Source organism: Herbidospora mongoliensis (assembly GCF_001570545.1).
In the GTDB taxonomy this organism is placed as follows: domain Bacteria; phylum Actinomycetota; class Actinomycetes; order Streptosporangiales; family Streptosporangiaceae; genus Herbidospora; species Herbidospora mongoliensis.
The window spans coordinates 233,429-259,824 of sequence record NZ_BBXD01000020.1 but is presented as its reverse complement, the minus strand read 5'-3'; the positions used below and the strand labels follow the sequence as shown (position 1 = coordinate 259,824).

At 69.3% G+C, this 26,396-nt stretch carries 22 protein-coding genes; 4 read left to right on the top strand and 18 right to left on the bottom strand.

Translation table 11 applies throughout. From position 1 onward, the window contains the following. Nucleotides 1-24: 24 nt before the first annotated feature. The 10 genes from AW272_RS30450 to AW272_RS30405 form a co-directional block, all read right to left on the bottom strand. Nucleotides 25-816, bottom strand: a complete 792-nt coding sequence (locus tag AW272_RS30450; protein WP_439649167.1) for a shikimate dehydrogenase — start codon at nt 814-816, stop codon at nt 25-27. A gap of 4 nt (nt 817-820) precedes the next feature. Continuing rightward, complete coding sequence (mltG, locus tag AW272_RS30445) at nt 821-1,831, bottom strand: endolytic transglycosylase MltG (RefSeq protein ID WP_245657799.1); 1,011 nt, start codon at nt 1,829-1,831, stop codon at nt 821-823. 251 nt (nt 1,832-2,082) lie between these two features. Beyond that, nucleotides 2,083-3,174 (bottom strand): endolytic transglycosylase MltG, encoded by a 1,092-nt coding sequence (mltG, locus tag AW272_RS30440; protein WP_066372485.1) that lies wholly within the window; start codon nt 3,172-3,174, stop codon nt 2,083-2,085. Continuing rightward, entirely contained in the window at nt 3,171-3,659 is a 489-nt protein-coding gene (gene ruvX, locus AW272_RS30435) for a Holliday junction resolvase RuvX (RefSeq protein WP_066372483.1), read from the bottom strand. The genes mltG (AW272_RS30440) and ruvX overlap by 4 nt, the downstream gene beginning before the upstream one ends. 1 nt (nt 3,660) lies before the next feature. Next, nucleotides 3,661-6,327, bottom strand: a complete 2,667-nt coding sequence (alaS, locus tag AW272_RS30430; protein WP_066372481.1) for an alanine--tRNA ligase — start codon at nt 6,325-6,327, stop codon at nt 3,661-3,663. 1 nt (nt 6,328) lies between these two features. Beyond that, on the bottom strand, nt 6,329-6,565 hold the full coding sequence (locus tag AW272_RS30425; protein ID WP_066372479.1) for a hypothetical protein: 237 nt from the start codon (nt 6,563-6,565) through the stop codon (nt 6,329-6,331). Beyond that, on the bottom strand, nt 6,562-6,939 hold the full coding sequence (locus AW272_RS30420) for a DUF948 domain-containing protein (RefSeq protein ID WP_066372478.1): 378 nt from the start codon (nt 6,937-6,939) through the stop codon (nt 6,562-6,564). The genes AW272_RS30425 and AW272_RS30420 overlap by 4 nt, the downstream gene beginning before the upstream one ends. A gap of 45 nt (nt 6,940-6,984) precedes the next feature. After that, entirely contained in the window at nt 6,985-8,232 is a 1,248-nt protein-coding gene (locus tag AW272_RS30415) for a replication-associated recombination protein A (protein ID WP_083958853.1), read from the bottom strand. 71 nt (nt 8,233-8,303) lie between these two features. Next, complete coding sequence (locus tag AW272_RS30410) at nt 8,304-8,753, bottom strand: DUF2231 domain-containing protein (RefSeq protein WP_066372474.1); 450 nt, start codon at nt 8,751-8,753, stop codon at nt 8,304-8,306. Between the two features lie 86 nt (nt 8,754-8,839). Continuing rightward, nucleotides 8,840-11,953: a S41 family peptidase gene (locus tag AW272_RS30405; RefSeq protein ID WP_066372471.1), complete on the bottom strand. Its 3,114-nt coding sequence runs from the start codon at nt 11,951-11,953 to the stop codon at nt 8,840-8,842. Between the two features lie 143 nt (nt 11,954-12,096). Between AW272_RS30405 and AW272_RS30400 the strand changes: the two genes are divergently transcribed. Then, a complete protein-coding gene (locus AW272_RS30400) occupies nt 12,097-12,963 on the top strand; it encodes a peptidylprolyl isomerase (protein WP_066372468.1) in 867 nt (288 codons plus the stop codon). Between the two features lie 200 nt (nt 12,964-13,163). Further along, nucleotides 13,164-13,979 (top strand): SAM-dependent methyltransferase, encoded by an 816-nt coding sequence (locus tag AW272_RS30395; protein ID WP_245657797.1) that lies wholly within the window; start codon nt 13,164-13,166, stop codon nt 13,977-13,979. A gap of 58 nt (nt 13,980-14,037) precedes the next feature. On the opposite strand, the gene aspS is transcribed toward AW272_RS30395, so the two are convergent. From aspS to AW272_RS30380, 3 genes are read right to left on the bottom strand one after another with little or no spacing between them, the layout of a single operon-like run. Beyond that, the gene (gene aspS / locus AW272_RS30390; protein ID WP_066372463.1) at nt 14,038-15,765 is read right to left on the bottom strand and encodes an aspartate--tRNA ligase; all 1,728 of its coding nucleotides are present in this window, start codon (nt 15,763-15,765) and stop codon (nt 14,038-14,040) included. Beyond that, complete coding sequence (gene hisS / locus AW272_RS30385; protein ID WP_066372461.1) at nt 15,762-17,018, bottom strand: histidine--tRNA ligase; 1,257 nt, start codon at nt 17,016-17,018, stop codon at nt 15,762-15,764. The genes aspS and hisS overlap by 4 nt, the downstream gene beginning before the upstream one ends. Further along, on the bottom strand, nt 17,018-17,698 hold the full coding sequence (locus AW272_RS30380; protein WP_066372459.1) for an MBL fold metallo-hydrolase: 681 nt from the start codon (nt 17,696-17,698) through the stop codon (nt 17,018-17,020). Before AW272_RS30380 ends, hisS begins: the two co-directional genes overlap by 1 nt. 125 nt (nt 17,699-17,823) lie before the next feature. Here AW272_RS30380 and AW272_RS30375 point away from each other — a divergent pair, with 125 nt between their 5' ends. Together AW272_RS30375 and AW272_RS30370 are read left to right on the top strand one after the other, a co-directional pair. After that, the gene (locus AW272_RS30375; protein ID WP_245657796.1) at nt 17,824-18,687 is read left to right on the top strand and encodes a peptidylprolyl isomerase; all 864 of its coding nucleotides are present in this window, start codon (nt 17,824-17,826) and stop codon (nt 18,685-18,687) included. Between the two features lie 42 nt (nt 18,688-18,729). After that, the gene (locus AW272_RS30370; RefSeq protein WP_245657795.1) at nt 18,730-19,968 is read left to right on the top strand and encodes a DUF349 domain-containing protein; all 1,239 of its coding nucleotides are present in this window, start codon (nt 18,730-18,732) and stop codon (nt 19,966-19,968) included. A gap of 35 nt (nt 19,969-20,003) precedes the next feature. Here AW272_RS30370 and AW272_RS30365 read toward each other — a convergent pair whose 3' ends face one another. From AW272_RS30365 to yajC, 5 genes are all read right to left on the bottom strand, one after another. Then, nucleotides 20,004-22,193, bottom strand: coding sequence for a RelA/SpoT family protein (locus tag AW272_RS30365; protein WP_066372637.1), 2,190 nt, complete (start codon nt 22,191-22,193; stop codon nt 20,004-20,006). Between the two features lie 184 nt (nt 22,194-22,377). After that, nucleotides 22,378-22,884, bottom strand: coding sequence for an adenine phosphoribosyltransferase (locus tag AW272_RS30360; RefSeq protein ID WP_066372446.1), 507 nt, complete (start codon nt 22,882-22,884; stop codon nt 22,378-22,380). 186 nt (nt 22,885-23,070) lie between these two features. Further along, nucleotides 23,071-24,075 (bottom strand): protein translocase subunit SecF, encoded by a 1,005-nt coding sequence (gene secF, locus AW272_RS30355; protein ID WP_066372438.1) that lies wholly within the window; start codon nt 24,073-24,075, stop codon nt 23,071-23,073. After that, a complete protein-coding gene (secD, locus tag AW272_RS30350; RefSeq protein WP_369408788.1) occupies nt 24,075-25,832 on the bottom strand; it encodes a protein translocase subunit SecD in 1,758 nt (585 codons plus the stop codon). Before secD ends, secF begins: the two co-directional genes overlap by 1 nt. 41 nt (nt 25,833-25,873) lie before the next feature. Then, nucleotides 25,874-26,233, bottom strand: a complete 360-nt coding sequence (gene yajC, locus AW272_RS30345) for a preprotein translocase subunit YajC (protein WP_066372431.1) — start codon at nt 26,231-26,233, stop codon at nt 25,874-25,876. Nucleotides 26,234-26,396 lie beyond the last annotated feature (163 nt).

Genomic DNA, 26,396 nt, shown 5'->3' with positions numbered 1-26,396 from the left:
TGCCGGACCGATCGATTCACCACCCTACCATACGGCTGACCGCATGGCCTCCAGGGGAGCGGGCGCCCGCCCGGTCATCAGCTCGACCTGCTTCACCGCCTGGTGCAGCAGCATCGAGAGCCCCGCCACGACCGTACCGCCTTTTTCCTGTACGGCCGACGCGAGCGGGGTCGGCCAGGGCGAGTAGACCACGTCGAACACGGACCGCGCGCGGGCCGCCTCGCCGGCGAAGGGGTCGGCCGCCCCGGAGGGCAACGTGGAGATCAGCAGGTCGACCCCGGCGTCGAAGGACTCGAACCCCTCGACCGCCACCGTCGTCCCGAGCCGTTCGGCCACCTCGAGGGTCTCCCCGGCGCGGCGCGGATCGCGTACCACCAAAGTCACCTCACGGAGCCCGAGCTCGCGCAGGGCGCCCAGCGCGGAGGCGGCGGTTGCGCCGCCCCCGAGGATGGTCGCGCTCGACGGCGCCGGGACGCCCGCCTCGGCCAGGGCCGCGACGATGCCGTGCACGTCGGTGTTCTCGCCGTGCCTGGCGCCGTCGCGGAACAGCACGGTGTTGGCCGCGCCGACCTCGACCGCCAGCGGCGCCACCGTGTCGAGCAGCGGGAACACCACGCGCTTAAGTGGCATGGTCAGCGACAGCCCGGCCCACTCGGGCCCGCGACCGAGCACGAAGGCGGCCAGCTCCTCCTCGCGGCACTCGATCGCGTCGTAGGACCAGGTGGTCAGGCCCAGCGCCGCGTAGGCCGCCCGGTGGAGGGCGGGCGACATCGAGTGGCGGACCGGGAAGCCGAGGACGGCTGCTTTCGTGTTCACGAGGTCAATTCTGGGTGGCGTGGAACTTGTCCCGCAGGCGGACGAACTCGGCCTCGCTGGCGGTGAACTCGGTGATCCCGTTCTTGGGGTCGGTGGTCACGAAGAACAGCCAGTCGCCCTTGGCCGGCTTGAGCGCGGCCTCGATGGCGTGGTCGCCGGGGTTGGCGATCGGGCCGGGCGGCAGGCCCTCGACCCGGTAGGTGTTGTACGGCGACTTGCTCTCGGTCTCCTCGAAGGTGGCGGCGATGCCGTACTTGTTGAGGCCGTACATCGTGGTCGAGTCCATCTGGAGCTTCATCGCGGGGCTCCGCGCCATGCGGTTGTAGATGACCCGGGCCACCTTCCCCATGTCGTCGGGCGTGCCCGACTCGGCCTGCACGATGCTGGCGACCGTGATGATCTGCATCGGGGTGAAGCCCAGCCGCTTCGCCTCGGCGTTGAGGTCGAGCTTCTCGACGGTCTCGTTGTAGCGGTCGGTCATCTTGGTCAGGATCTGAGCCGGGGTGATGTCGGGCGGCAGCTCGTAGGTCGCCGGGAACAGGAAGCCCTCGGCCTTGCCCTTGGCGTAGGACGGCAGGCCGATGTCGCCCTTGGCGGCGTCGGCGAACTCCTTGGCCGGGATGCCGGTCGCCTTGGCGAGGGTGTCGTAGACCCGGGTGGCACGGTAGCCCTCGGGGATGGTCAGGCTGTCGCGCAGGCGCTTGTCCGGATCGAGCAGGGTCACCGCCGCGGCGGCCGACATCTGCTTGCGCATCTGGTAGTGGCCGGGCTGGAGCGAGCCGCCCTTGCCCGCCGCGTCGACGGCCTGGACGAAGGCGCGGGCGCTGGCCACGACGTCTTCCTTCTCCAGCTCGTTGGCGACGTCTCCGGCGGAGGCGCCCTCCTCGATCACGATGGTCACTTCGCCACTGCCCTGGCCGGTGTAGTCATCGGCCGTCACGGCGTCGTTGATCCACCGGTATCCCAAATAGCCACCGCCACCGAGGATGCCGACGATGATGACAATCGCGATCACGGACGCGAGAGCACCCTTGCGCCGGGTGCGCCGCCTGCGCCGTCGGCTTCGGGTCGCCTGCCCACGCGAACGTCGCGACGGCCCCCCCTCGTCGGGGGCGCCGAGCAAAGAGTCCATGTCGAGGTCGTTCATAGTGCGCTGGCCAATCTCTCGGTCAGACTGGCCTCGCGTCAAGCGATGCGCCAAACCGAGGGGGGATCAAGCTTCGGTATGGTATCGGCCCGGCGCGCGGACCGTCGGTCGTCGTCGGCCTAGTTCGTCCCGAGGTACCTGTTCAGCTCTTCCCGATATTTCACGAACTCGCCTTCGTTGTCAGTGAATTTGGTGATTCTACGGCCTGGATCGGTAGTAACAAACCAGTACCAATCACCCTTCGCTGGCTTCAGGGCTGCGAGAAGTGCCTGCTCACCCGGGTTGCTGATCGGTCCAGGCGGCAGACCGTCGATCCGATAGGTGTTGTACGGCGAACGCACCTGCGTGTCCTTCTCGGAGACGTTCAGGGTCCGGCGGTTCTGCGCGTAGAGCACGGTGGTGTCCATCTCCAGGCGCCCGCCCTTTTTGAGACGGTTGTAGATCACTCTAGCGATCTTGGGATAGTCGTCGTCGCTGCCGCCCTCGGCCTGCACGATGCTGGCGGTGGTGACCACCTGGAGGGGGCTCAGCCCCTCGCCCGACTCCATCCCGATGCGCTCGGCGACCCGTCCGAACTGGGCGGCCATGTCCCGCAGCAGGCTTTTGGCGGTGCTCGACGGCTCGACCTCGTAGGTCGCCGGGAACAGGAACCCCTCGGCGGTCTTGGCGTAGGACGGCAGCCCGAGGGTCTCCGGCTGCGCCGCCGCCTTCTCGAACTCGGCGACCGGGAAACCGGAGGCGGCCGAGAGTCGGACGTACACCTCCTTGGCCCGCAGCCCCTCGGGGATGGTCACCCGCCGGGACACCCGCGAGTCGCGGTCGAGCAGCCGGTCGAGCGCGACCGAGGCGGCCATGCCCTTGCTCAGCTTGTAGTCACCCGGCCGCAGACTGCCCGATTTGGCGCGGTCCTCCACCACCCGGACGAACGATCCGGGACTGGCCACCACGCCCGCCTTGGCGAGGGTCTCGGCGACCTGGGCCGCGCTGTCGCCGGAGCTGATGCGGACGATGACCGCACCCGTTCCCGGCCCTTCGAAGTCGTCGGGCCCGAGGAACGGACGGGTCAGGGTGAACAGGCCCACGATCCCGGCGGTCGCGACGCCGGCCAGCCCGGCGTAGACGATCTTCCGGGTCCGTTCGCGCCGCACGTCGTGGTCGACGGGTTCGGCCTCGTCCGCGAGCAGGAACGTGTCCCACTCCTGCGGGCTCACTGGACGGTCCCGGAGCTCGTTTCTCCACCGGATGGTGGGTCGAGGGGATGACCTGGTGGTTTTCCGGACGCGCGCTCGCCGTCGAGGGCGGCCTGGAGCAGCACGATGGCCGCCGCCTGGTCGATGACGTCACGCTGGTTCTTCGCCTTGCGGCCGCTCTGGCGCAGGTTCGCCTGCGCGGTCACGGTGGTCAGGCGCTCGTCGTAGAGGCGCACCGGCACCGGCGCGATGCGGGCGGCCAGCGCCGTCGCGAACTCGCGGGCGGCGCCGGCGGCGTGGGACTCCCGGCCCGACAAGGAGGTCGGCAGGCCGACGACGGCCTCGATGGCCTCGTATTCGGTGACGAGCTCGGCGAGCCGGTCGAGGTCGCCCCGGCCGCGCTTCACCGTCTCGACCGGCGTGGCCAGCAGCCCCGAAGGGTCGCTGCGGGCCACGCCGATGCGGACCGACCCAACGTCGACGCCGAGTCGTGTGCCGAATCTCATGTCACAGGCTTGAGCTGATCGCTTCGACAACCGCTCGCAGCGCGTCGTCCACGGCGCCCGCGTTCGTGCCGCCACCCTGCGCGACATCGTCTTTGCCGCCACCGCCACCCCCAAGTGCCTTGGCGGCCACTCCGACCAGACGGCCCGCCTTCAGCCCTCGGTCGCGCCCCGCCTCGTTGACAGCGGCGACCACGACGGGACGGTCCGAGGGGACACCGGCGACGACGACCACCGCGGCGCGATCACCGGGGAACCGGCCGCGCACATCGAGAGCGAGTTTACGCAGGTCATCGGGGGTGGTTCCATTAGGCGCGCGGTGTGTTACGACGGAAACGCCCTGGATGTCCGCGGCCCCGGACGACAGCTCCCCGGCCACCGCGAGCACCTGCGCCGAGCGCAGTTTCTCCAGTTCCTTCTCGGCGTTGCGTAGCCGGGTGACGATGCCGTCGACGCGCTCGGGCAGCTCCTCGGGACGCGCCTTGAGCGCCCCGCTGAGCTGGGACACCAGCACGCTCTCGCGGGCCAGGTGCCGGAACGCGTCGAGACCGACGAGCGCCTCGACGCGACGGACGCCCGCGCCGATCGACGACTCGCCGAGCACCTTGATCAGGCCGAGCTGGCCCGAGCTGGCGACATGGGTGCCACCGCACAGCTCGCGCGAGTAGTCGCCGACCTCGACGATGCGGACGACCTCGCCGTATTTCTCGCCGAACAGCGCCAGGGCGCCCATCTTGCGGGCCTCGGCCTGCGAGGTGTTCAGGACGTTGACCTTGAGGTCGTTGATCAGGGTCGCGTTGACCTCGTCTTCGACGTCGCGCAGCACGCTGACCGGAACCGCCCCGGCCGAGGTGAAGTCGAAGCGGAAGCGGCCCGGCGAGTTCTCAGAACCGGCCTGCGCGGCGGTCTCGCCGAGCGCGTTGCGGAAGCCCCGGTGGACCAGGTGGGTCGCGGTGTGGCTGCGCGAGATCGCGCGGCGCCGCTCGATGTCGATCGCCGCGTGGGCCGCGTCGCCGACCTTGACCTCGCCGGAGGTGACCTTGCCCCGGTGGACGACCAGGCCCGCGATCGGCGACTGCACGTCGACGATCTCGATCTCGCCGTTCTCGCTCCGGATCACGCCCTGGTCGGCGAGCTGGCCGCCGCCCTCGGCGTAGAACGGGGTGCGCAGCAGCACGACCTCGACGGTGGTGCCCGCGCCCGCGACCGGGACCGCCGCGCCGTCGACCAGGAGGCCGGCGATCTCGGTGTCGGTGGTCAGGTGGTCGTAGCCGAGGAACTCGACCTTGCCGGCCTTCTCCAGGATCTGGCCGAAGACCGAGATGTCGGCGTTGCCGGTCTTCTTGAGCTTGGAGTCGGCCTTCGCGCGGTCGCGCTGCTCGCCCATGAGGCGGCGGAAGCCCTCTTCGTCGACCTTCAGGCCCTGCTCGGCCGCCATCTCCAGGGTGAGGTCGATGGGGAAGCCGTAGGTGTCGTGGAGCTGGAACGCCTTGTCACCCGACAGGACCGGGGTCTGCGTCTTCCTGCTCTCGGCGACCGCCGTGTCGAAGATCGTGGTGCCGGTGCGCAGGGTGCCCAGGAACGAGGTCTCCTCGGCGTCGATCACGCCGTGGATCTGCGCCGCGTCGGCGATCAGGTCGGAGTATTGCTGGCCCATCACGCCGATGGTGGTGGCGGTGAGCTCGTGCATGTAGCGCTCCTCGCCCGAGCCCAGCAGGCGCAGGTTGCGGATCGCGCGGCGGAGCATGCGGCGCAGCACGTAGCCCCGGCCCTCGTTGGAGGGCAGCACGCCGTCGCCGACGAGCATGACGCCCGCCCGCAGGTGGTCGGCGATGACGCGCAGCGACACGTCGTCGCGCTCGCCCGCGCCGTAGCGGGTGCCGGTCAGCTCGGCCGCCCGGCTGAGGATCTTGAAGGTGGTGTCGATCTCGTAGATGTTGTCGACGCCCTGCAGGATCGCCGCCATGCGCTCCAGGCCCATGCCGGTGTCGACGCTCTTGGCGGGCAGCTCCCCGACCACGTCGAAGTCGATCTTCGTGCGGACCTCGCCGAGCGTGTACTGCATGAAGACGTTGTTCCACACCTCGAGATAGCGGGTCTCGTCGGCGATGGGGCCGCCCTCGCGGCCGTATTCCGGGCCCCGGTCGAAGTAGATCTCCGAGCAGGGGCCGCCGGGGCCGGGTACGCCCATGTGCCAGTAGTTGTCGGCCAGGTCGCGGCGCTGGATGCGCTCGGCCGGGACGCCGGCGCGCTTCCAGATCTCGATCGCCTCGTCGTCGTCGAGGTAGACCGTCACCCACATCTTCTCTTCGGGGAAACCGAACCCGCCCTTGTCGACGGGGTTGGTGAGCAGCTCCCACGCGAACGGGATCGCCTGCTCCTTGAAATAGTCGCCGAAGGAGAAGTTGCCGAGCATCTGGAAGAAGCTGGCGTGCCGCGTGGTCTTGCCGACCTCGTCGATGTCGAGGGTCCTGATGACCTTCTGCGCACTGGTGGCCCGCTTGTAGGGCGGCTTCTGCTGCCCGAGGAAGTAGGGCTTGAACGGGACCATGCCCGCGTTGACCAGCAGTAGCGTCGGGTCCTCTGCGACCAGGCTGGCCGAGGGCACGACGGTGTGCCCGCGCTCTTCGAAGAAGCGCAGGAAGCGGCGGACGATCTCTGCCGACTCCATTTCAGCGGCCATCCTTTACGTCGTAGTCAGTAGTTCTATGTCCGACTGTTCCGAGCCCATGCTGAGCTCGCAACTCGTTTTCCCTGGTCGCCGCCCCGGCACGGACGTCACCGGCGAAGTCGCGCAGGTGATCGGCGGTGCGCCGGGCGACGTGCTCGGGCTTGAGCGCTTCCAGCTTGCGCATCACCCACACCGCCAGCGAGGCGCCCAGGGTCATGTAGAAGAGGCGGCGGATCACGGCCGGCGCTCCACGGCCTTACGTCGGCCACGCCGCGACAGGGCGCCGCGGATGCCGTGGGCGATCGAGGAGATCTTGATGATCGGCCCGGTCACGACGGTCGAGGCCAGCCCGGTGATCTTCGCGACGTCGTCGCTGACCTCTTTCACGTTGGAGGCTATGGCCTCCACCGCGACGAGCTGGCGGTTGGTCTCGCTGACCGTGTAACTCATCTCGTTCAGCAGCGGCACGACCTTGTCGCCGAGCTCGTTGACGACCTTGGTGGTGGCGGTCAGCAGCCGGGCCAGCTTGATCAGCACGTAGGCCAGGAAGCAGACGAGGATCGCCCAGAACATGGCGGCGATCAGGCCGGCGACCTCTCCGGCGGAGAGCATGGGCGAACCTCCTTGGCGGGGCCCCTGCGGTGAATGGCAGAAACCCTATCGCGGATCGCCACGCAGAAAGGCGCGCAGCTTGGCCCATCGCTCCGCCACCGGCGCCTCGGCGCCATGGGTGGTCGGCTGGTAGTAGCGCCGGTCGCGCAGTTCCTCGGGCGCGTAGTCCTGGCGCACCACGCCGTGATCGAAGTCATGGGGATAGCGGTAGGTCTCCCCGTGTCCCAGCTTCTTGGCGCCCGGATAGTGGGCGTCGCGCAGATGGGCCGGGACCTGGCCGATGTTGCCGGCCCGCACGTCGGCCGAGGCCGCCCCGATGGCCTTCACCACGGCGTTCGACTTGGGCGCCAGCGCGCAGTGGATGACCGCCTGGGCCAGGTTGATGCGGCCCTCGGGCAGGCCGATGAACTCGACCGCCTGGGCCGCCGCCACCGCCACCTGGAGGGCGGTCGGGTCGGCCATGCCGACGTCTTCCGAGGCGAAGATGACGATGCGGCGGGCGATGAAGCGCGGGTCCTCCCCCGCCTCGACCATGCGGGCCAGGTAGTGGAGGGCGGCGTCGGCGTCGGAGCCGCGCATGCTCTTGATGAACGCGCTGATGACGTCGTAGTGCTGGTCGCCCTGGCGGTCGTAGCGGACGGCGGCCTTGTCTACCGCCTTCTCAACCACCTCGATCGTGATGTCGTCTGCCAGCAGCGCGGCGGCCTCGAGGTAGGTGAGGGAGCGCCGGGCGTCTCCCCCGGCCAGCCGGACGAGCTGTTCCCTCGCCTCCGGGTGGAGGGTGGCCTTCCCGTCGAGGCCGCGTTCCCCGGTGACCGCGCGGTCGAGGACGGCGCCGATGTCGTCTTCGGTGAGCGACTCGAGCGTCAGCAGCAGCGAGCGCGACAGCAGCGGCGAGATGACGGAGAAAAATGGGTTCTCGGTGGTGGCGCCGATGAAGGTGACCCAGCGGTTCTCCACCGCCGGGAGCAGCGCGTCTTGCTGTGCCTTGTTGAAGCGGTGGACCTCGTCGACGAACAGGACGGTCTGCCGCCCGGTCATGCCCAGTTCGCGGCGGGCGTTCTCGATGGCCGTGCGGACGTCCTTGACGCCCGCCGAGACGGCCGAGACCTCCACGAACCGCCGTTTGGTGACGTTGGAGACGACGTAGGCCAGCGTGGTCTTGCCGGTGCCCGGCGGCCCCCACAGAAACAGCGACATGGGGGCCTCGCTCTCGACCAGCCGCCGCAGCGGCGTGCCGGGGCCGAGCAGGTGACGCTGGCCGATCACCTCGTCGAGGGTGCGCGGGCGCATCCGCACGGCGAGCGGCTCGGGTGTGTTGTCGCGCGCGGCCGAATCGAACAGGCTCTCCACAAACCCCTAGCCTAAGCGCCCCAGACGGCGGTGGCGCCGGTGTGCCCGGCACGTACGACATAGAACGTGACGGCGAGTGCGCCGATGACGGCCAGCACCGAGAGCACCGTGGTCAGGGCCTTGTTCTGGGTCTTGTTGACCGCCCAGACCAGCGCCAGCGCGACGATCGCCAGGACGAGCGTGGTCAGCAGCAGCGGGAGCGCGAACGACTCGTGCTCGGCGACGGGCGCCGGGGCCTGGCCGCCGTAGCGCGACTCCTTGAGCGCCTCACCACTCATGCGGGCGACGAACACGCTGACCGGGGCGGCCAGGGCGAGCAGCACCAGCGCCCAGTCGAGCCGCGACCGGAACCGGGCCAGCACCGCGTAGGCGATCGCGACGGCGGCCAGCAGCGGGGTGAAGACCACGGCGGCGTGCACGACCAGCGGATGCAGGGGGAGGCCGAAAACGGAATCGAACATGCGGGAGACATCTCCTTCGTCATCCACTGATACCAGGGTGATCCCACGCAGGTTCCCAGACGGATCTGAGAGCAGGATGAGAGAGATCAGTTCCGCACCCGGCCGCGGAAGGGCCTGGTCGCGGGGTCGGGCGGCAGGCTGACCGGACGGCCCTCCATCGCCGCCAGCGCCTGCCGCACCCCGGCGTCGAGTTGCGGGTCGGCGCCGCGGGCCCAGTCGGCGGGGGTGATCAGCACCTCCTCGTCGGGCGTCGCGCCCCGGTTCTCCAGCTCCCAGCCGTAGTTCTCGATCCAGTAGGCGTAGCCGGGCACCCACATGTGGGTCCCGTCGCCCAGCCGGTGGGGCGCGGAGATGCCGATCACGCCGCCCCACGTGCGGGTGCCGATGACCGGGCCGAGCCCGAGCGCCTGCACGGCGGCGGTGATGACGTCGCCGTCGGAGCAGGTCTCCTCGTCGCAGAGCACCACGACGGGGCCGCGCGGGGCGTCCATCGGATAGCTCGTCGGCTCCTGGCGGCGCGACAGGTCCCAGCCGACGATCCGCCGCGACAGTTTCTCGATCACGAGCTGGGAGGTGTTGCCGCCCCGGTTGCCGCGCACGTCGACGATCACGGCGTCCTTGGCCAGCTCGTGGGACAGGTCGCGGTGGAGCTGGGCCCAGCCCGCCGGGCCCATGTCGGGCACGTGCAGGTAGCCCATCCGGCCGCCGGTCAGGCGGCGGACCCGGCGGCGGCGGTCGGTCACCCACGAGTGGTAGCGCAGCGCGCGGTCGTCGGCCAGCGGGACCACCGCCGCGCGGAAGATCTTGGCGCCCGACTCCACGGTCAGCTCGACGGGGTGGCCGTAGGCGCCCGACAGCAGGGGCGCGGGGCCGGTCACCGGATCGACGGGGCTGCCGTCGACGGCCAGGATCGCGTCGCCTGCGCGTACCCCCGAGCCCTGGAGCGGCGAGCGGGCCGAGGGGTCCGACAGCTCCGACGGGAAGATCCGCCGGACCCGCCACAGCCCTTCGGCGTCGGGCGCGAGGTCGGCGCCGAGCAGGCCGGTGAGCCGCCGCCAGTGGTGGCGGGCCGCCCGCACGTAGGCGTGCGAGGCGCCCAGTTCCCCCACCATCTCGCGGATCAGGTCGGCGAAGTCGTCCGCGCCGCCGATGCGGTCGAGCCAGGGCCGGTACGTCTCCAGCACCGCCCCCCAGTCCACCCCCGCCATGTCGGCGACCCAGAAGTAGTCGCGCATGATCCGGCCGGCCTCGGCGTAGGCCTGCCGCCAGCGGCGGTCGGGATCGGCCCGCACCCGGACCCGGTCGAGGTCGACCGTCACGCCGTCGCCGTTCTTGCCGGTCGCCGAGATCACCCGCACGTCGGAGCCGTCGCGCAGCACGATCTTGGAGCCGTCACCGCTGACGGAGTAGAGCCGCACCTCGGAGGCCAGCTCCTCGGTCTTGCGCTTGTCCAGGTCGAAGCGTTCCAGGACGGTCGCCCCGTCGGGATTGCGCTTCAGCCAGGTGAGACCGCCTTTGACCGGCCGCAGGCCGAAGTAGCGGGCCTCGGGCACCGGCAGCGGCACGATCCGCCCGTCGAGCCCGGCCAGGTCGACCGTCACCGTGCCGTCACCGGAGTCGCCTCCGTCGGCGGCCTTGCCCTCGACCGAGGGCGCGAAAGGCGAGGGCGCCCCGGCGGCCAGCGGCAGCAGGTAGGGACGGGTGCCGTGGGTGATCACCAGGTCGAAGGAGTGGGAGTCGCGGATCATCTCGAACCCGCGGCGCGACAGGAACACCAGGTTGCGGCCGTCGCCGGTGAAGGCGGGCGAGCTGTCGGTGAACCGGCCGTCGGTGACGTGGACGATCTCGGCGTCGTCCAGCCGCGCCAGCCGGATCGACGCGCCCCGCGCCATCGGGTGGCACCAGACGAGCCACTGGGACTTGGGGTCGAAGCCCAGGCCGCTGATGTGACCGTGTTCGGTGCGGGTGAGCTCGGTGACCTCGCCGGACTCCGGGTCGACCAGCAGCAGGCGGCCGTCGTGGGCGGCGACCGCGATCACCGAGCCGTCGGGGGCGGCCTCCATCGCCTCGACCCGGCCCAGCTCACCGGCCGCGATCGTCCGGGTGACCGCGCCGGGCACGCCGAGTTCGACGGCGTCCTCGCCGGGCGCGTCGGTCACCCAGGCGGCGGGGCCGTTGACCCGCTTGCCCGCATCGTCGTCGTCGGCGTCGTCGGCACGCTCCATCCGGCCGAGGACGATCGGCAGCCGGGCCCGGCCCCGCCCCGACAGGGTCCGGGTGGGGCCGTCTTCGTGGGTGACCCAGTGGACCGTCCCGGCCACCTCGACGGCGCTGGCCCGGCCGGTGGTGTCGCAGGCCAGGTCGTCGGGGTTCGACCGGGCCCAGTAGGCCTGGCGGCCCCGGCCGGCGCCGCCCAGGCGGACCTCCAGCGGTTCGGGGGCGGCGTCCAGGTCAGGCAGCAGCCAGAGGCCGCCGGCGCGGGCGTACACGACGCGGGTGCCGTCGGTGGCGGCCTGGCGGGCGTAGAAGTCGTCGTGATCGGTGTGCCTGCGCAGGTCGCCGCCGTCGTACGCCACCGAGTAGAGGTTCCCCGTCCCCTCGTGGTCGGACAGGAACGCGATCCGGCCGCCGACGAGCATCGGCGAGGCGAGCTGGCCCTCGTGACCGGCGAGCAGCCGCCGCCCGTCGAGCCACAACCGGCCCATGCCGCCGCCCCGGTAGCGCTTCCAGTGGGCGGGGTCGTGGCTGGCCGACCCGGTCAGCAGCAGCGTGTGGCCCTCGCGCAGGTCGAGGGCGCCGACCGGCCCGAACGGCAGCCGCTCCCCCGGCCCTCCGTCGAGCGGGACGGTCCGGGCCCAGGTCCAGTGCCCGAAGGGCTGGTCGTGGGAGCTGCCCGCGACGACGGTGCGGGCGTCGAGCCAGCCGTGCACCCGGGTGTCGAGGTCGGCCCAGTGGGTGAGCCGTTCGATCTGGCCGCCCTCGACCGCCGCGACGTGCACCTCGGCCGGCATGAGCCCGCTCGCCCAGGCCACCCTGGCCCCGTCGGGCGACAGGCGGGGATGGGCGGCGCCCACCCGTTCGACAGTCAGACGCCAGGCCCGCCCGCCGTCGAGCGGAGCGATCCACACGTCGTCCTCTGCGACGAACGTCAGAAGATCACGATGGATGTGAGGAAAGCGGAGGTACGACCCACTAGGCACCCCGACAATGCTAATCCCAGCCCTGGTTAAGGCAAGATCGTTACCAAAGTGACCCCTGTGGCTGCGCTTACGCGAAGGCAACACGATCACGGATAGAGTGACGCGAAACTTCAGCAATGGACGAATAAAGGGAAGGCAACGCAGTGACCGACACAAATCGGCAGAAACCCCTGGCCCTGGGCCAGGCCCGTCGCGTCCGGTTGGGGGTCGGTGCGGTGATCCTCTCGCTCGTCGCGATGACGGGCTGCTCCAGCAGCGGGGCGGACACCAAGGAGAGTGTGGCCGGCGAAGAGACGGCACCGGCGACGCCCGTCCCGTCGGTCACGGCGATCCCCTCGGAGCTCGCGCAGCCGACGGCGCCCCCCTCGCCGGTGAACATCGCCGACGTCAAGTGCGACTACCGCAAGGACGACTCCGGCGCCCCCGCCAAGTTCGTGGGCATGCCCCCGGCCAAGCCGGCGAAGGCCGCGCTGAGCGCCAAGAACATGACGATCAAGACCAACCAGGGCGACATCGTCATCGAACTGGTGCCCGAGTCGACGCCGTGCGCGGTCAACTCGTTCTACTTCCTGGCGAAGAAGAACTACTTCGACAACACCCTGTGCCACCGGCTCACCACGACCGAGAGCAACGGCATCGACCTGCTCCAGTGCGGTGACCCGCAGGCCAAGGGCGACGGCAAGAACAAGAGCGACGGCACCGGCGGCCCCGGCTACCTGTTCGCCAACGAGAACCTCGGCCCGCCCTACACGCGCGGCGTGGTCTTCCTGGCCCAGGCCGGTGACGCGGCCAACTCCAACGGCAGCCAGTTCGCCATCTCCTACAGCGACGAGGCGGCCCAGCTCCCCGCGGAGTACACCCCCTTCGGCGTGGTGACGCAGGGCCTCGACGTGGTCGACAAGATCGCCGCGGGCGGTCTCATCAAGAACGAGGACGACATCCTGGCCGACGACGGCGGCTCCAACGCGCCGAAACTGAAGGTCCAGATCAAGGACGTCGTGATCAAGTAAGTCCCCCGGTCACCGGAAGGGCGGGTCCGCGAGGATCCGCCCTTCCGCGTTTTTGGGACCACGAATCCCAACAGAACCCCTAGAATCTCGCGAAAGGCAGTACCTTAAGCAGATTTCGGACGCTGGGAACGACCGCGTCCGGTGTCCGCTGGGCAGATACCAGGCGCAGAATGCCACCCCCTGACCGGAGGCGAACCACGTTGTCCGAGCACGACCCGGCACCGTCGTGGGTCATCGACCCGCACAAGCCCAGCGTCGCCCGGATGTACGACTACTACCTCGGCGGCAAGGACAACTTCGCCGCCGACCGGGAAGCTGCCGACGAGATCCTCGCGCGCATGCCGTACGTCCGCGAATTCACCCGGGAGAACCGCGCGTTCCTGTCCCGGGTCGTACGCATGCTCGCCGCGGAGGGCATCCGGCAGTTCCTCGACATCGGCTCAGGCCTGCCGACCCGCGAGAACACCCACCAGGTCGCCCAGTCGGTCGCCCCCGACGCCCGGGTCGTCTACGTCGACAACGACCCCATCGTGCTGGCCCACGGGCGCGCGCTGCTGGCCAAGAACCCCAACACCGCCGTCGTCCAGGCCGACCTGCACGACCCCAAGGCCATCCTCGACCACCCCGAGGTGACGGCCCTCATCGACTTCTCACAGCCGGTGGCGATCATGCTGCTGGCCATCGTGCACTTCGTGCCCGACGACGCCGAGGCGTCCCGGATCTTACGGGAGCTGCGGGCGCCGATGGTGCCGGGCAGCTACCTGGTCATGTCGCACGGCCACATGGGCGAGGTCGACGACGACCTCCAGGAGGTCGTGTACAAGACGTACCGGCAGACCACCAGCGGGAACATCACCGCCCGCAGCGCCGCGAAGGTCGCCACCTACTTCGAGGGCATGGAGCTGCTGGAGCCAGGAATCGTCCAAGTGGGGGTCTGGCGACCGGAGATCAAGGGGCTGGCCGACGCCGACCCCACGAAGGCCGGATTCTTCGGGGCCGTCGGAGTGCTGAGGTAAAACACTGTTTGGTCGAAACGCGAAGGGCCGGTCCGTTGCGGACCGGCCCTTTACCTTGCTAGGCCTTGGGCGTGGCGTCGACGCCCGCTTCCTTGCGCTGCGCCGGGGTGATCGGCGTCGGCGCGGCCGTCAGCGGGTCGAAGCCGGAGGCGGTCTTCGGGAAGGCGATCACGTCGCGGATCGACTCACCGCCCGCCAGCAGCATGCAGACCCGGTCCCAGCCGTAGGCGATGCCTCCGTGCGGCGGCGGGCCGTACTTGAACGCCTCCAGCAGGAAGCCGAACTTGCTCTCGGCCTCCTCCTTGGAGATGCCCAGCACGTCGAAGACCCGCTGCTGCATCTCGGCCCGGTGGATTCGGATCGAGCCGCCGCCGATCTCCATGCCGTTGCAGACCATGTCGTAGGCGTAGGCCAGGGCCTCGCCCGGGTGGTCCTGGAAGTTGTCGTTCCATTCGGGCTTGGGGCCGGTGAACGGGTGGTGCACGGCCGTCCAGCCGCCCTCGCCGTCGTCTTCGAACATGGGCGCGTCGACGACCCATAGGAACGACCACTGCGACTCGTCGATCAGCCCCTTGCGGCGGCCGATCTCCAGACGGGCCGCGCCGAGCAGCTCACGCGAGGAGTGCCGGGCGCCGGCGGCGAAGAAGATCGCGTCGCCGACCTCGGCGCCGGTGGCCGCGCGCAGCCCGGCGATCTCGGTCTCGGACAGGTTCTTGGCCACCGGGCCGCCGAACCCGTCTTCCTGGACGAGCACGTAGGCGAGCCCGCGCGCGCCGCGCGACTTCGCCCAGTCCTGCCAGCCGTCGAGCTCCTTGCGGGTCTGCGAGGCGCCGCCGGGCATGACGACCGCACCGACGTACTCGTTCTGGAACACCCGGAACGTGGTGTCCTTGAAGAAGGTGGTCAGGTCGACCAGTTCCTGGCCGAACCGCAGGTCGGGCTTGTCGGAGCCGTAGCGGGCCATCGCGTCGGCGTAGGTGATCCGGGGCAGCGGGGAGGGCAGCTCGTAGCCGAGCGTCTCCTTCCACACCCGCCCGATGATCGCCTCGCCGAGCTCCATGACGTCGTCCTGGTCGACGAACGACATCTCGATGTCGATCTGGGTGAACTCCGGCTGCCGGTCGGCCCGCAGGTCTTCGTCGCGGAAGCACTTGGTGAGCTGGTAGTAGCGCTCCAGCCCGGCCACCATGAGGAGCTGCTTGAACAGCTGGGGCGACTGGGGCAGGGCGTACCAGTTGCCCGGCTGGAGCCGGACCGGCACCAGGAAGTCGCGGGCGCCCTCGGGGGTCGAACGGGTCAGGTTCGGCGTCTCGACGTAGACGAACCCGCGCTCGTTCATCACCTCGTTGACCAGGTAGGTCGCCTTCGACCGGATGCGCAGCGCGTCGCCGAGCTGCTGGCGGCGGATGTCGAGGTAGCGGTATTTGAGCCGCGCCTCCTCGGACACCCCCGCCGCGCCCTCGATCGGGAACGGCAGCGGGGCTGCCTCGCTCAGCACCTCGACCTGGGTGGCGACGACCTCGATGCCACCCGTGGGGAGGTCGGGATTCTCGTTGCCGTCGGGCCGCACCCGGACCTCTCCGACGACCTTCACGCAGTATTCGGAGCGCAGGCCGTGGGCGTCGTCCTCCTCGCGGAAGACGACCTGGGCGGAGCCGGAGGAGTCGCGCAGGTCGATGAAGACCACGCCGCCGTGGTCACGGCGCCGGGCGACCCATCCGGCCAGCGTCACCTGTTGGCCGGCGTGCTCGGGGCGCAACGTCCCGGCCTGGTGGGTGCGGATCACAAGAGTTTCCCTTTCAGGGTGTCGACGATCGAGGCGAGGGACACCTCGGTCTGTTCAGCGGTTTCCAGATCCTTCAGCTGTACGGCCCCCGCCTCCAGGTCGCGCTCACCGATGATCAGCGCGTATCTGGCCCCGGACTTGGACGCCGCCTTCATGGCGCCCTTGAGCCCCCGGGACCCGTAGGCCATGTCGGCCGACAGCCCCGCGCGGCGCAGCTCGGTGAGCAGCGTGAACGCACGACGACGGGCCTCCTCGCCCAGCGGCACGGCGTAGACGCCGACCGACGAGACGGCCGCCGCGGCGACCTCCTCGGCCTCCATGGCCAGCACGGTGCGGTCGAGGCCGAGCCCGAAGCCGATGCCGGGCAGCGGCGGCCCGCCGATGGACTCGGAGAGCCCGTCGTAACGGCCGCCCCCGCCGACCGCCGACTGCGCCCCCAGCAGCGGGTGGTCGAACTCGAAGGTGGTGCGGGTGTAGTAGTCGAGGCCGCGCACCAGGCGCGGGTTGTCGGTCCACGGGATCGACAGGTCGGCCAGCGAGGTGCGCACCTGGTCGTGGTGGGCCTTGCAGGAGGCGCACAGGTGGTCGGTGACCAGCGGTGCCCCTTCGAGCTGGGCCTGCACCTCGGGCCGCTTGTCGTCGAGCACCCGCAGCGGGTTGATCTCGACGCGGGCGCGGGTGGCCTCGTCGAGATCGAGGGCGCGCAGGAAATCTTGCAGCGCGGCCCGGTAGATGGGACGGCACTCGGCGCAGCCCAGGGTGTTGAGCAGCAGGGTCAGCCGCCGCAGCCCCAACTGCTGGTACCAGTCCCAGGCGATGGCGATCGTCTCGGCGTCGACCAGCGGGTCGTCGCTGCCGATCGCCTCGAGGTCGACCTGGTAGAACTGCCGGTAACGCCCGGCCTGGGGCCGTTCGTAGCGGAAGGCGGGGCCGACGGCCCAGACCTTCACGGGCAGCTGGCCGTGGTGCAGGCCGTTCTCCAGCACCGACCGCAGCACTCCGGCGGTGAACTCGGGACGCAGGGTGAGCGAACGCCCGCCCCGGTCCTGGAAGGTGTACATCTCTTTGGTCACGACGTCGGTCGACTCGCCGACGCCGCGCGCGTAGAGCTGGGTGTCCTCGAAAACCGGCAGTTCGAGGTAGCCGTAACCCGCTTGGGTCACCGCGGCGGCGAAGGTGTCGATCGCCCGCCGGAACGCCGCCGAGCGGGGCGGCGCGTATTCGCTAACGCCCTTGGGCGCCTGGAAGCTCATCACAGTCCTCGTGTCGGGCCGGGCGCCCCGTGCTCCAGATCTTTCAGGAACGGGTTACTGGTGCGCTCGCGGCCGATGGTCGTCTGGGGTCCGTGACCGGGGAGAACCACCGTTTCGTCCGGCAGCGTCAACGTCTTGGCGAGACTGACGAGCATGGCCTGGTGGTCGCCGCCGGGCAGATCGGTGCGGCCGATGGAGTCTTTGAACAGCAGGTCTCCGGCGAACATCACCTGTTCGCGGTCGAGCCTGAAGGTCACCGACCCCCCGGTATGGCCCGGTCGGTGGTCGACGACCAGTTCCAGGCCGGCCAGCTCCAGCACGGCGCCGTCGGTGAGCTCGCGGACGTCGTCGGGCTCGCTGAATTCCAGCCCGCCGAACAGTTGCTTGCTCATGGCGCCGAAGCCGCGGCCCGGATCGCTCAGCAAAATCCGATCATCTGGATGAATCCAGGCAGGAATTTCACGAGCGCCGCAAACCGGACCGACCGACCACATGTGGTCGATGTGCCCATGGGTCAGGACCACCGCGACCGGCTTCAGCCGGTGCTCGCGGATCAGCTCGTCGAGGCCCTCTTCAGCGTTCTGACCTGGGTCGACGACTACGCATTCCTCGCCCGCGGCGGGCGCGACGACGTAGCAGTTGGTCTGGAACGACCCGGCTGGGAACCCTGCGATGAACAACGGAGCGGCCTCGATGTCTCAAAGGATTGAGCGAGCGAATGTAACCGAAGGGTACCGGTGCGGGTCGGCGGGCTGCGAACCAATACCTGTGTGCCGATACGATTCGCCCACCTCAATAGTCATTCTTGGACAGTCGGGAGGACGAAGTGGTCACCGGGAAGGACCGGCAGAAGCAACTCGCGCGCGAACACCACGAGCGCCAGCAGGCCGCGCGCGTTCAACGTGAACGCACGCAGAAGCGCACCGCCGCGATCGGGACCACCGCCGGCGTCGTGGTCGTCGTCGCCGGCATCGTCGCCGCGGCGTTCTTCCTGACGGGAGGGAACGACGACGACCCGGCCACCGCAGCGGCGTCCGCGCCGGCGTCGGCCAACCCGTCCGACCCCGCCGCAGCGGCACCCGCGCAACCGTTGCCCTACGACAAGGGCACCGGCAAGTGCGACTACGTGACCGATCCGGCGGGCGCGGCCAAGGACGTCGGCAAGCCCGACCCCAAGGTCGCCGCAGCTCCGGCGGTCATGAAGATCAACACGAACCTGGGCGTCATCGAGGCCGACCTCGACGGGGCCAAGGCGCCCTGCACCGTCGGCTCGTTCACTCACCTGGCGAGCAAGGGCTACTTCGACAAGACGAAGTGCCACCGCCTCACCACCGAGGGCATCAAGGTGCTCCAGTGCGGCGACCCGACCGCCACCGGCAGCGGCGGCCCGGGCTACCGCTTCGTGGACGAGAACCTCGAAGGCGCCAGCTACAAGCGCGGCGTCCTGGCGATGGCCAACAGCGGCGCGAACACGAACGGCAGCCAGTTCTTCATCGTCTACGGCGATGAGACGGACACCCTGCCCGACCAGTACACGCCCTTCGGCACGATCACCAAGGGCCTGGACCTCGTGGACAAGGTGGCCAAGGCCGGTGCCGAGGGTGGCGCCGACGGACCGCCGAAGCAGGCCGTGGACATCAAAGACGTGACAATTACCGGCAAGAGCTGACGTAATACAACCAAGGGCTAAACGCCCTGGAGGCTGATTCGAGTGCGGGAGGACACGGTGACCACCGACCCGTGGGGCCGGGTAGACGACGACGGCACCGTCTACGTGCGTACGGCTGAGGGAGAACGGGCCGTCGGGTCCTGGCAGGCCGGCGAACCGGAAGAGGCGCTGGCCTACTATCACCGCAAGTTCGACGAGCTGGCCGGCCAGGTTCAGCTGCTCGAACAGCGGGTTAAGGGCACCGATCTGCCGCCTGCCCAGGCGGAGGCCGGCATCGTGAAGCTGCGCGAGGCGATCACCGGGGCGAACGCGGTCGGTGACCTCGACTCGCTCAGCAACCGTCTTCAGGCCCTGACCGAGATCGTGGGCAAGCGCCGCGAGGAAGTGAAGGCGGCCCGCGAGGTCGCCCGCGGCCAGGCCAAGGAGATCAAGGAGCGGATCGTCGGCGAGGCCGAGCGCATCGCCGAGGACGCCACTCACTGGAAGTCCGGCGGCGAGCGGCTGCGCCAGCTCGTCGAGGAGTGGAAGGCCGCCGAGCGGATCGACCGGGCGACCGAGGCGGCGCTGTGGAAGCGCCTGTCCACGGCCCGCACGGCCTTCGCCAAGCGTCGCAAGGCCTACTTCTCCTCGCTCGACGAGCAGCGCGACCAGGTGCGTTCCGACAAGGAGCGCATCGTCAGCGAGGCCGAGGCGCTGTCGTCCTCGACCGAGTGGACCGCCACCGCGGCGGCCTACCGCGAGCTGATGAACCGCTGGAAGGCGGCCGGCCGGGCCTCCCGCGAGTCGGAAGACGAGCTGTGGAACCGCTTCAAGGGTGCCCAGGACCTGTTCTTCCAGGCCAGGTCCGCGGTGTTCACCGAGCGCGACGCCTCTTTCGCGGCCAACGCCGAGGCCAAGGAACTGCTCCTGGTCGAGGCGGAGAAGATCCTTCCGGTGACCGACGTCCGCACGGCCCGGGGCCTGCTGCGGTCCCTCGTCGAGCGGTGGGAGGCCGTCGGGCCGGTGCCGCGCGAGCAGCGCGACCGGCTCGAGGGCGGGCTGCGGAAGATCGACGACGCGATCCGCAAGGCCGAGGAGACGGAGTGGAAGCGCTCCAACCCCGAGGCCCGGGCCCGCGCCCAGGACACGGTGAACCAGCTCCGCCGCACGATCGAGCAGCTTGAGACCCGTCTGGGCAAGGCCCAGCCGGGCAGCAAGCAGGCCAAGGAGGCCGAGGAGGGCATCGCGGCCCGCCGCTCCTGGCTGGAGGAGGCCGAGCGCACGCTCGCCGAGTTCTCCTGATGTGTTCTTGAAACGGCGGCGCCTGACCGATTCGGTCAGGCGCCGCTGGTCACCCGGTAGACGTCGTAGACGCCCGGGATGTTGCGCACCGTCTTGAGCACGTGGCCCAGGTGCTTGGGGTCGCCCATCTCGAAGGTGAACTTGCTGACCGCCACCCGGTCGCGTGAGGTCGTCACCGACGCCGACAGGATGTTCACGTGGTGGTCCGACAGCGTGCGGGTCACATCTGAGAGCAGGCGGGGCCGGTCGAGCGCCTCGACCTGGATCGCGACCAGGAACACCGAGTCGTCTCCGGGCGACCACGCCACCTCGACGAGCCGTTCGGTCTGCTCCTTGAGCGATCCCACGTTGGCGCAGTCGACCCGGTGCACCGACACCCCGTGACCCCGCGTCACGAAGCCGATGATGTCGTCACCCGGCACGGGCGTACAGCAGCGCGAGAGGCGTACCCACACGTCGGGGTCGCCCGCCACCATGACACCAGCGTTGGTCCCGGCCCTGGGAGTGCCCTTGAGCCGCGTGGGCAGCGCCGCCTCGGCGATGTCCTCTTCTGCCCCTTCAACCCCTCCAAGGGCCTGTACGAGCTTCTGGACGACCGACTGGGCCGCGATGTGACCCTCGCCCACCGCCGCGTAGAGCGCCGACACGTCGGGATAGTGCAGGTCTCTGGCCAGGGCCAGCAGCGCCTCGCCGGACATGAGCCGCTGGAGCGGCAGGCCCTGCTTGCGCATCGCCCGCCCGATGGCCTCCTTGCCGGCCTCGATCGCGGTCTCGCGGCGCTCCTTGGAGAACCACTGGCGGATCTTGTTGCGGGCCCGGCCCGACTTGACGAACTTCAGCCAGTCACGCGAGGGCCCCGCGTCGGGCGACTTCGAGGTGAAGATCTCGACCGTGTCGCCGTTGCTCAGCCGCGACTCCAGCGGCACCAGCCGCCCGTTGACCCGGGCCCCGATACATCGATGGCCGACCTCGGTGTGGACGGCGTAGGCGAAGTCGACCGGGGTCGCGCCGTCGGGCAGCGCGATGACCTGGCCGCGCGGGGTGAAGACGAACACCTCGGAGACCGACAGGTCGAAGCGCAGCGACTCGAGGAACTCGCCCGGGTCGGAGGTCTCCTTCTGCCAGTCGAGGAGCTGGCGCAGCCACGCCATGTCGTTGACGTCCTTGACCTTGCCCCCGGTGCCGGGGCCGACCATCTCCTCTTTGTACTTCCAGTGGGCCGCGACGCCGTATTCGGCGCGGTGGTGCATCGCGTGGGTGCGGATCTGCAGCTCGACCGGCTTGCCCTCGGGCCCGATGACCGTCGTGTGCAGCGACTGGTACATGTTGAACTTGGGCATCGCTATGTAGTCTTTGAACCGCCCGGGCACCGGGTTCCACCGGGCGTGGATCGTTCCGAGCGCGGCATAGCAGTCGCGGACCGTGTCGACCAGCACCCGGATGCCCACCAGGTCGTAGATGTCGTCGAAGGCGACGCCCTTGGCGATCATCTTCTGGTAGATCGAGTAGTAGTGCTTGGGACGGCCCTTCACGGTCGCCCGGACCTTCTGTTCCCGCAGGTCGGTGTGGACCTTCTCGATGACCTCCTGCAGGAACAGGTCACGGCGCGGGGCCCGCTCGGAGACCATGCGGGCGATCTCGTCGTAGCGCTTGGGGAAGAGCATGGTGAACGCGAGGTCCTCCAGCTCCCACTTGATCGTGTTCATGCCGAGGCGGTGGGCCAGCGGCGCGAAGATCTCCAGCGTCTCGCGGGACTTCTGCTGCCGCTTGTGCTCGGGCATGTAACGCATGGTGCGCATGTTGTGCAGCCGGTCGCCCAGCTTGATCACCAGCACGCGGATGTCGCGGCTCATCGCCACGACCATCTTGCGGACCGTCTCGGCCTGGGCGGCGTCGCCGAACTTGACCTTGTCGAGCTTGGTCACCCCGTCGACCAGCAGCGCGATGTTCTCGCCGAAGTCGGCCCTCAGCTCGTCGAGGCCGTAGGCGGTGTCCTCCACGGTGTCGTGGAGGAGGGCCGCGCACAGGGTCTCGTCGTCGGTGCCCAGCTCGGCCAGGATCGTCGCCACGGCCAGCGGGTGGGTGATGTAGGGGTCGCCGCTCTTCCGCTTCTGATCGCGGTGGTGGTAGGCCGCCGTCTCGTAGGCGCGCTCGATCAGCCGCAGGTCGGCTTTGGGGTGAGTGGCCCGCACCGTCTTGAAGAGGGGCTCGAGGACGGGGTTCATCGCACCCCACTGCCCGCCGAACCGGCCCAGTCTGCGCCGGACGACCGGCCCCTTCTCCGGGGGCGCCGTCTCGTTGGGCGCGTCGGGAACCGGCACGCCGGGTGTCTCGACGGGCGCGTTTCCGGGGGCCACATCACGGGGCACTCAGACTCCTCACATTCGAGTCCAGATCACTCAGTGTAGGTCAAACGGTAACCAAGGCTCTGACATCGAGACCGGGCAGCCTCTCCCTACCGGGGAGGAAGGACAGCTCCATCAGGAACGTCACGGCGACCACCTCGGCGCCTGCGCGCCGCACCAGGTCGACCGCGGCGGCCGCGGTGCCGCCGGTCGCGAGGACGTCGTCGACCACCAGGACCCGCTCGCCCGGGGCGAACGCGTCGGCGTGGACCTCGATCGTCGCGGAGCCGTATTCCAGATCGTAGGACGCCTCAAGCGTTTCGGCGGGCAATTTGCCCTTCTTGCGTACAGGCACAAATCCCGCGCCCCTCCTGATGGCCACGGGAGCGGCCAGGATGAAACCCCTGGCCTCGATGCCGACCACCTTGTCGAAGGTGAACCCTTCGGCCAGGTCGTCGACGACCACGGTGAACGCGGCCGGGTCGGCCAGCAGCGGGGTGATGTCCTTGAAAAGGACACCGGGCTGCGGATAGTCGGGAATGTCCCTGATCAGCGAGATCCAGTCGGTCACCTGCCAACTTTAATGGCTAGTCAAAGCGCGGCGGCTGGCCGTGGCTCTCGCCCAAAACTTGCCTCAAAGACACGAACACCCCGCAGGCTCCCGATCTTCCCGGATGCCTGCGGGGTGTTCCGTGTCTATTGGGCAGATTCCCAACGCGAGCCACGGCCGGCCTTCGGCCGTCCGCGTCTCGCTTTGCTACTTCTTGGCGTGTTCCTTCTTCTCCTTGGAGGCCTGCTTGGCCTCGGAGGCGTCGCGCTGCGCCACCCTCTTGGCGAGGGCGATCCACTGCGGTTCGCGTTCCTTCAGCGACACCAGGATCGGGGTCGCCACGCACAGGGAGGAGTAGGTGCCGACGATCATGCCGACGAACAGGGCCAGCGACAGGTCCTTCAGCACACCGGCGCCGAGCAGCGTGGTCCCGATGAACAGGATCGCCGCCACCGGCAGGATCGCCACCAGCGAGGTGTTGAGCGACCGGACCAGGGTGTGGCTGAGGGCGTTGTTGGCCGCCTGGGTGTAGGTCATCTTCGCCGACGTCTTCAGCGGCGTGGTGACCTCCTTGATCATGTCGAACACGACGACGGCGTCGTAGAGCGAATAACCGAGGATCGTCAGGAAGCCCAGCATGGTCGCCGGGGTGACCTCGAAGCCCGACCAGGCGTAGACGCCGGCCGTGATCACGAGGTCGTGGATGAGCGCGACGACAGCCGCCAGCGCCATCCGCCACTCGAACGCCATGCTCAGGTAGAGCATGATCGCGATCATGAAGACGATGAGGCCGATCCACGCCTTGTTGGAGACCTCACCACCCCACGTCGCGCCGATCACCTGGGAGCTGACGTCGTCGACCTCGAGGCCGTACTTGCCGGCGACGGCCTGCTGGACCTTGGTGACCTCGGAGCCTTCGAGGCTCTCGGTGGTCACCCGCCAGTTGGGGCCTGCCTCCTGGACGATCACCTGGTGGGGACCGGCCGCGGAGACCACGTCGCGCACCTGCTCGACGGAGGTGCCCGGAGTGCGGGTGAAGTCGAACACCGAGCCGCCGGTGAACTCCACGCCCAGGTTGAGCGGCTTGATGAACAGACCGGCGATCGAGACGATCAGCAGCGCGAGCGACAGGGAGTACCAGAGCTTGCGCTTGCCGACGAAGTCGATGTCGATGTCGCCGCGGTAGAGGCGGCGCGCGAGGCTGGCTGCCATCACGCCTCCTGAAGGGTCGAGGTGGACGACGGGTCGGTGCGCGCCATGCGCTCCGCGTCGAGGCCGGACAGACGGTGGCCCTTGGCGAAGAACTTCATGCCCGCCACCTGCGACATGAGCGGCTTGGTGAACAGGAACACCACCACGACGTCGATGACCGTGGTCAGGCCCATCGCGAAGGCGAACCCGGCGACGTCGCCGACGGCCAGGAAGAAGAGCACCAAGGCCGCGATGAACATGACCGCGTCGGCCACGAGGATCGTGCGGCGGGCCCGCTTCCAGGCCACCTCGACGGCCGTGCGCAGGCTGCGACGGCCTTCCTTCATCTCGTCTCTGATGCGTTCGAAGTAGACGATGAAGGAGTCGGCGGTGATACCGATCGAGACCACCAGGCCGATGATGTGCGGCAGCGACAGGCGGAAGCCCGCGTTGGCGCTGAGCACCACGACCGACAGGTAGGTCACGAGCGTCGCGACCAGGAGGCTGGCGATGCCGACCAGGCCCAGGCCCCGGTAGTAGAGCAGCAGGTAGAGCATGACGATCACGAGGCCGATGCCGCCCGCGATCAGACCGCCGCGTAGCTGGTCGGCGCCGAGGGTCGAGGAGACCGAGACGGTCGAGCTGACCTTGAACTTCAGCGGCAGCGCGCCGTACTTGAGCTGGTCGGCCAGCTCGGTCGCCGTCTGCGAGTTGAAGCTGCCGGAGATCTCGGTCTTGCCGCCGGTGATGCGGCCGTTGGAGACCGGGGCCGTGACGACCACACCGTCGAGCACCGCGCCGATCTGGTTGCGCGGGGCCTGGCTGGAGAAGGTCTTGTTCGTGAGCTCGGACCACTTCGTGGCGCCCGCGCTCTTGAAGTCGAGGTTGACGACCCACTCGCCGGTGTCCTGGCGCAGGCCGGACGAGGCGGTGCTGATCTCCGAGCCCTGCACGGCGGCCACGTCGAGGATGTACTTCGCGGTGCCGCTTTCGTCACAGGCCACGAACTGCTTGGCCGGGTCGTCGAGCACACCGGCGCCCTTGTTGTTGGCCGTGCACTTCAGATCCTTGAACTGCTGCAGGACGGCCGGGTCGATGCCCGACAGATCCTGACCCGCCAGCGGGTCGTTGCTCTGGGCGTTGGGGTCGGGCGCGGGCTGCGTCGTGACGAGCGGTGTGGCGGCCGGGCTCGGCTGGGCGTTGGCCTTGTTCCCCTTCTTCTCCCCCGACGGCTGGGCGCTCGCAGTGGGCGAGGGCGCCTGCAGGGCCTTCGAGACCGCCCTGCCCGCCGGACTGGCGGCGGGTGAGGCGACGGCGGCTGACGGCGTGACGGCCGGCAGCGAGCCCGACGGGGCCGGTGAGGCCGCGTCGCTGGGCAGCGCGGCCGGCTGCTCCTGAGCCGGGCCGACCGCGAGCACCTGGCGGAAGCGGAGCTCGGCGGTCGTCGCCACGAGCTTCAACGCCTCCTCCTGACCGGTGCCCGGGATCTGGATCAGGATGTTGTCACTGGCCCTCGCGACCTGGGCGTCGGAGATGCCCTGCCCGTTGACGCGGTCACGGATGATGTTGACGGCCCGATCGAGGCTCTCTTGCGAGGGCGCCTTGTTGTCGAGGGTCACGGGCGAGAGCGTGACAGTCGTGCCGCCCGCGAGGTCGAGACCGAACTTCGGGATGTACGCGTTCTGCAGGACCACGGCCGCGCCCATGGCGGCGATGATCGCCAAAAGAAGCAGGAGCGTGCGTCCCGGCTTGATCTGGCTGCTGGTCGGTGGGGCCACTGGTGGTCAGTCTTTCGTCAAGGGGTCTTCAATGAGGGTACTCAGGACTTGCGGGTGCTGGAGTCTCCAGTCTCCGGGCTTTCCGCGACGTTGTCGCCGTCGGTCGTCTCATCGGTGTCGTGCTCGTCGTCGATCGGCGCGTCCTCGACGAGGACGCGGCCGATGGCCGCCTTGACCCAGCGGGTCTCGACGCCGGGCGCCACCTCGAGGATGACATCGTCGTCGGCGAAACCGACCACCAGGCCGAAAAGACCCGTGGTGGTCATGACGCGGGATCCCACGCTGAGCGAGTTCTGCATCGCGACGGCCTCCTGCTGCTTCTTCCGCTGCGGGCGGATGAGCAGGAAGTAGAAGACCACGAATAGCAGGACGATCGGGAGTAGCTGCGCAAGCCCTTCCACGGGGCTCTCCTTCGTTGAAGAGATGACCGGCCATTCGCCGGAGGTCACACAAGGTTTGACACCGGTCAGGGACACACGCTCGGCACGTCACCTTACACAGCGAGCCTAGCCACCCAGCCAAGCCACGCAGTGTAGGCGAGCTGTCAGAAGCCCGGCAACGAAC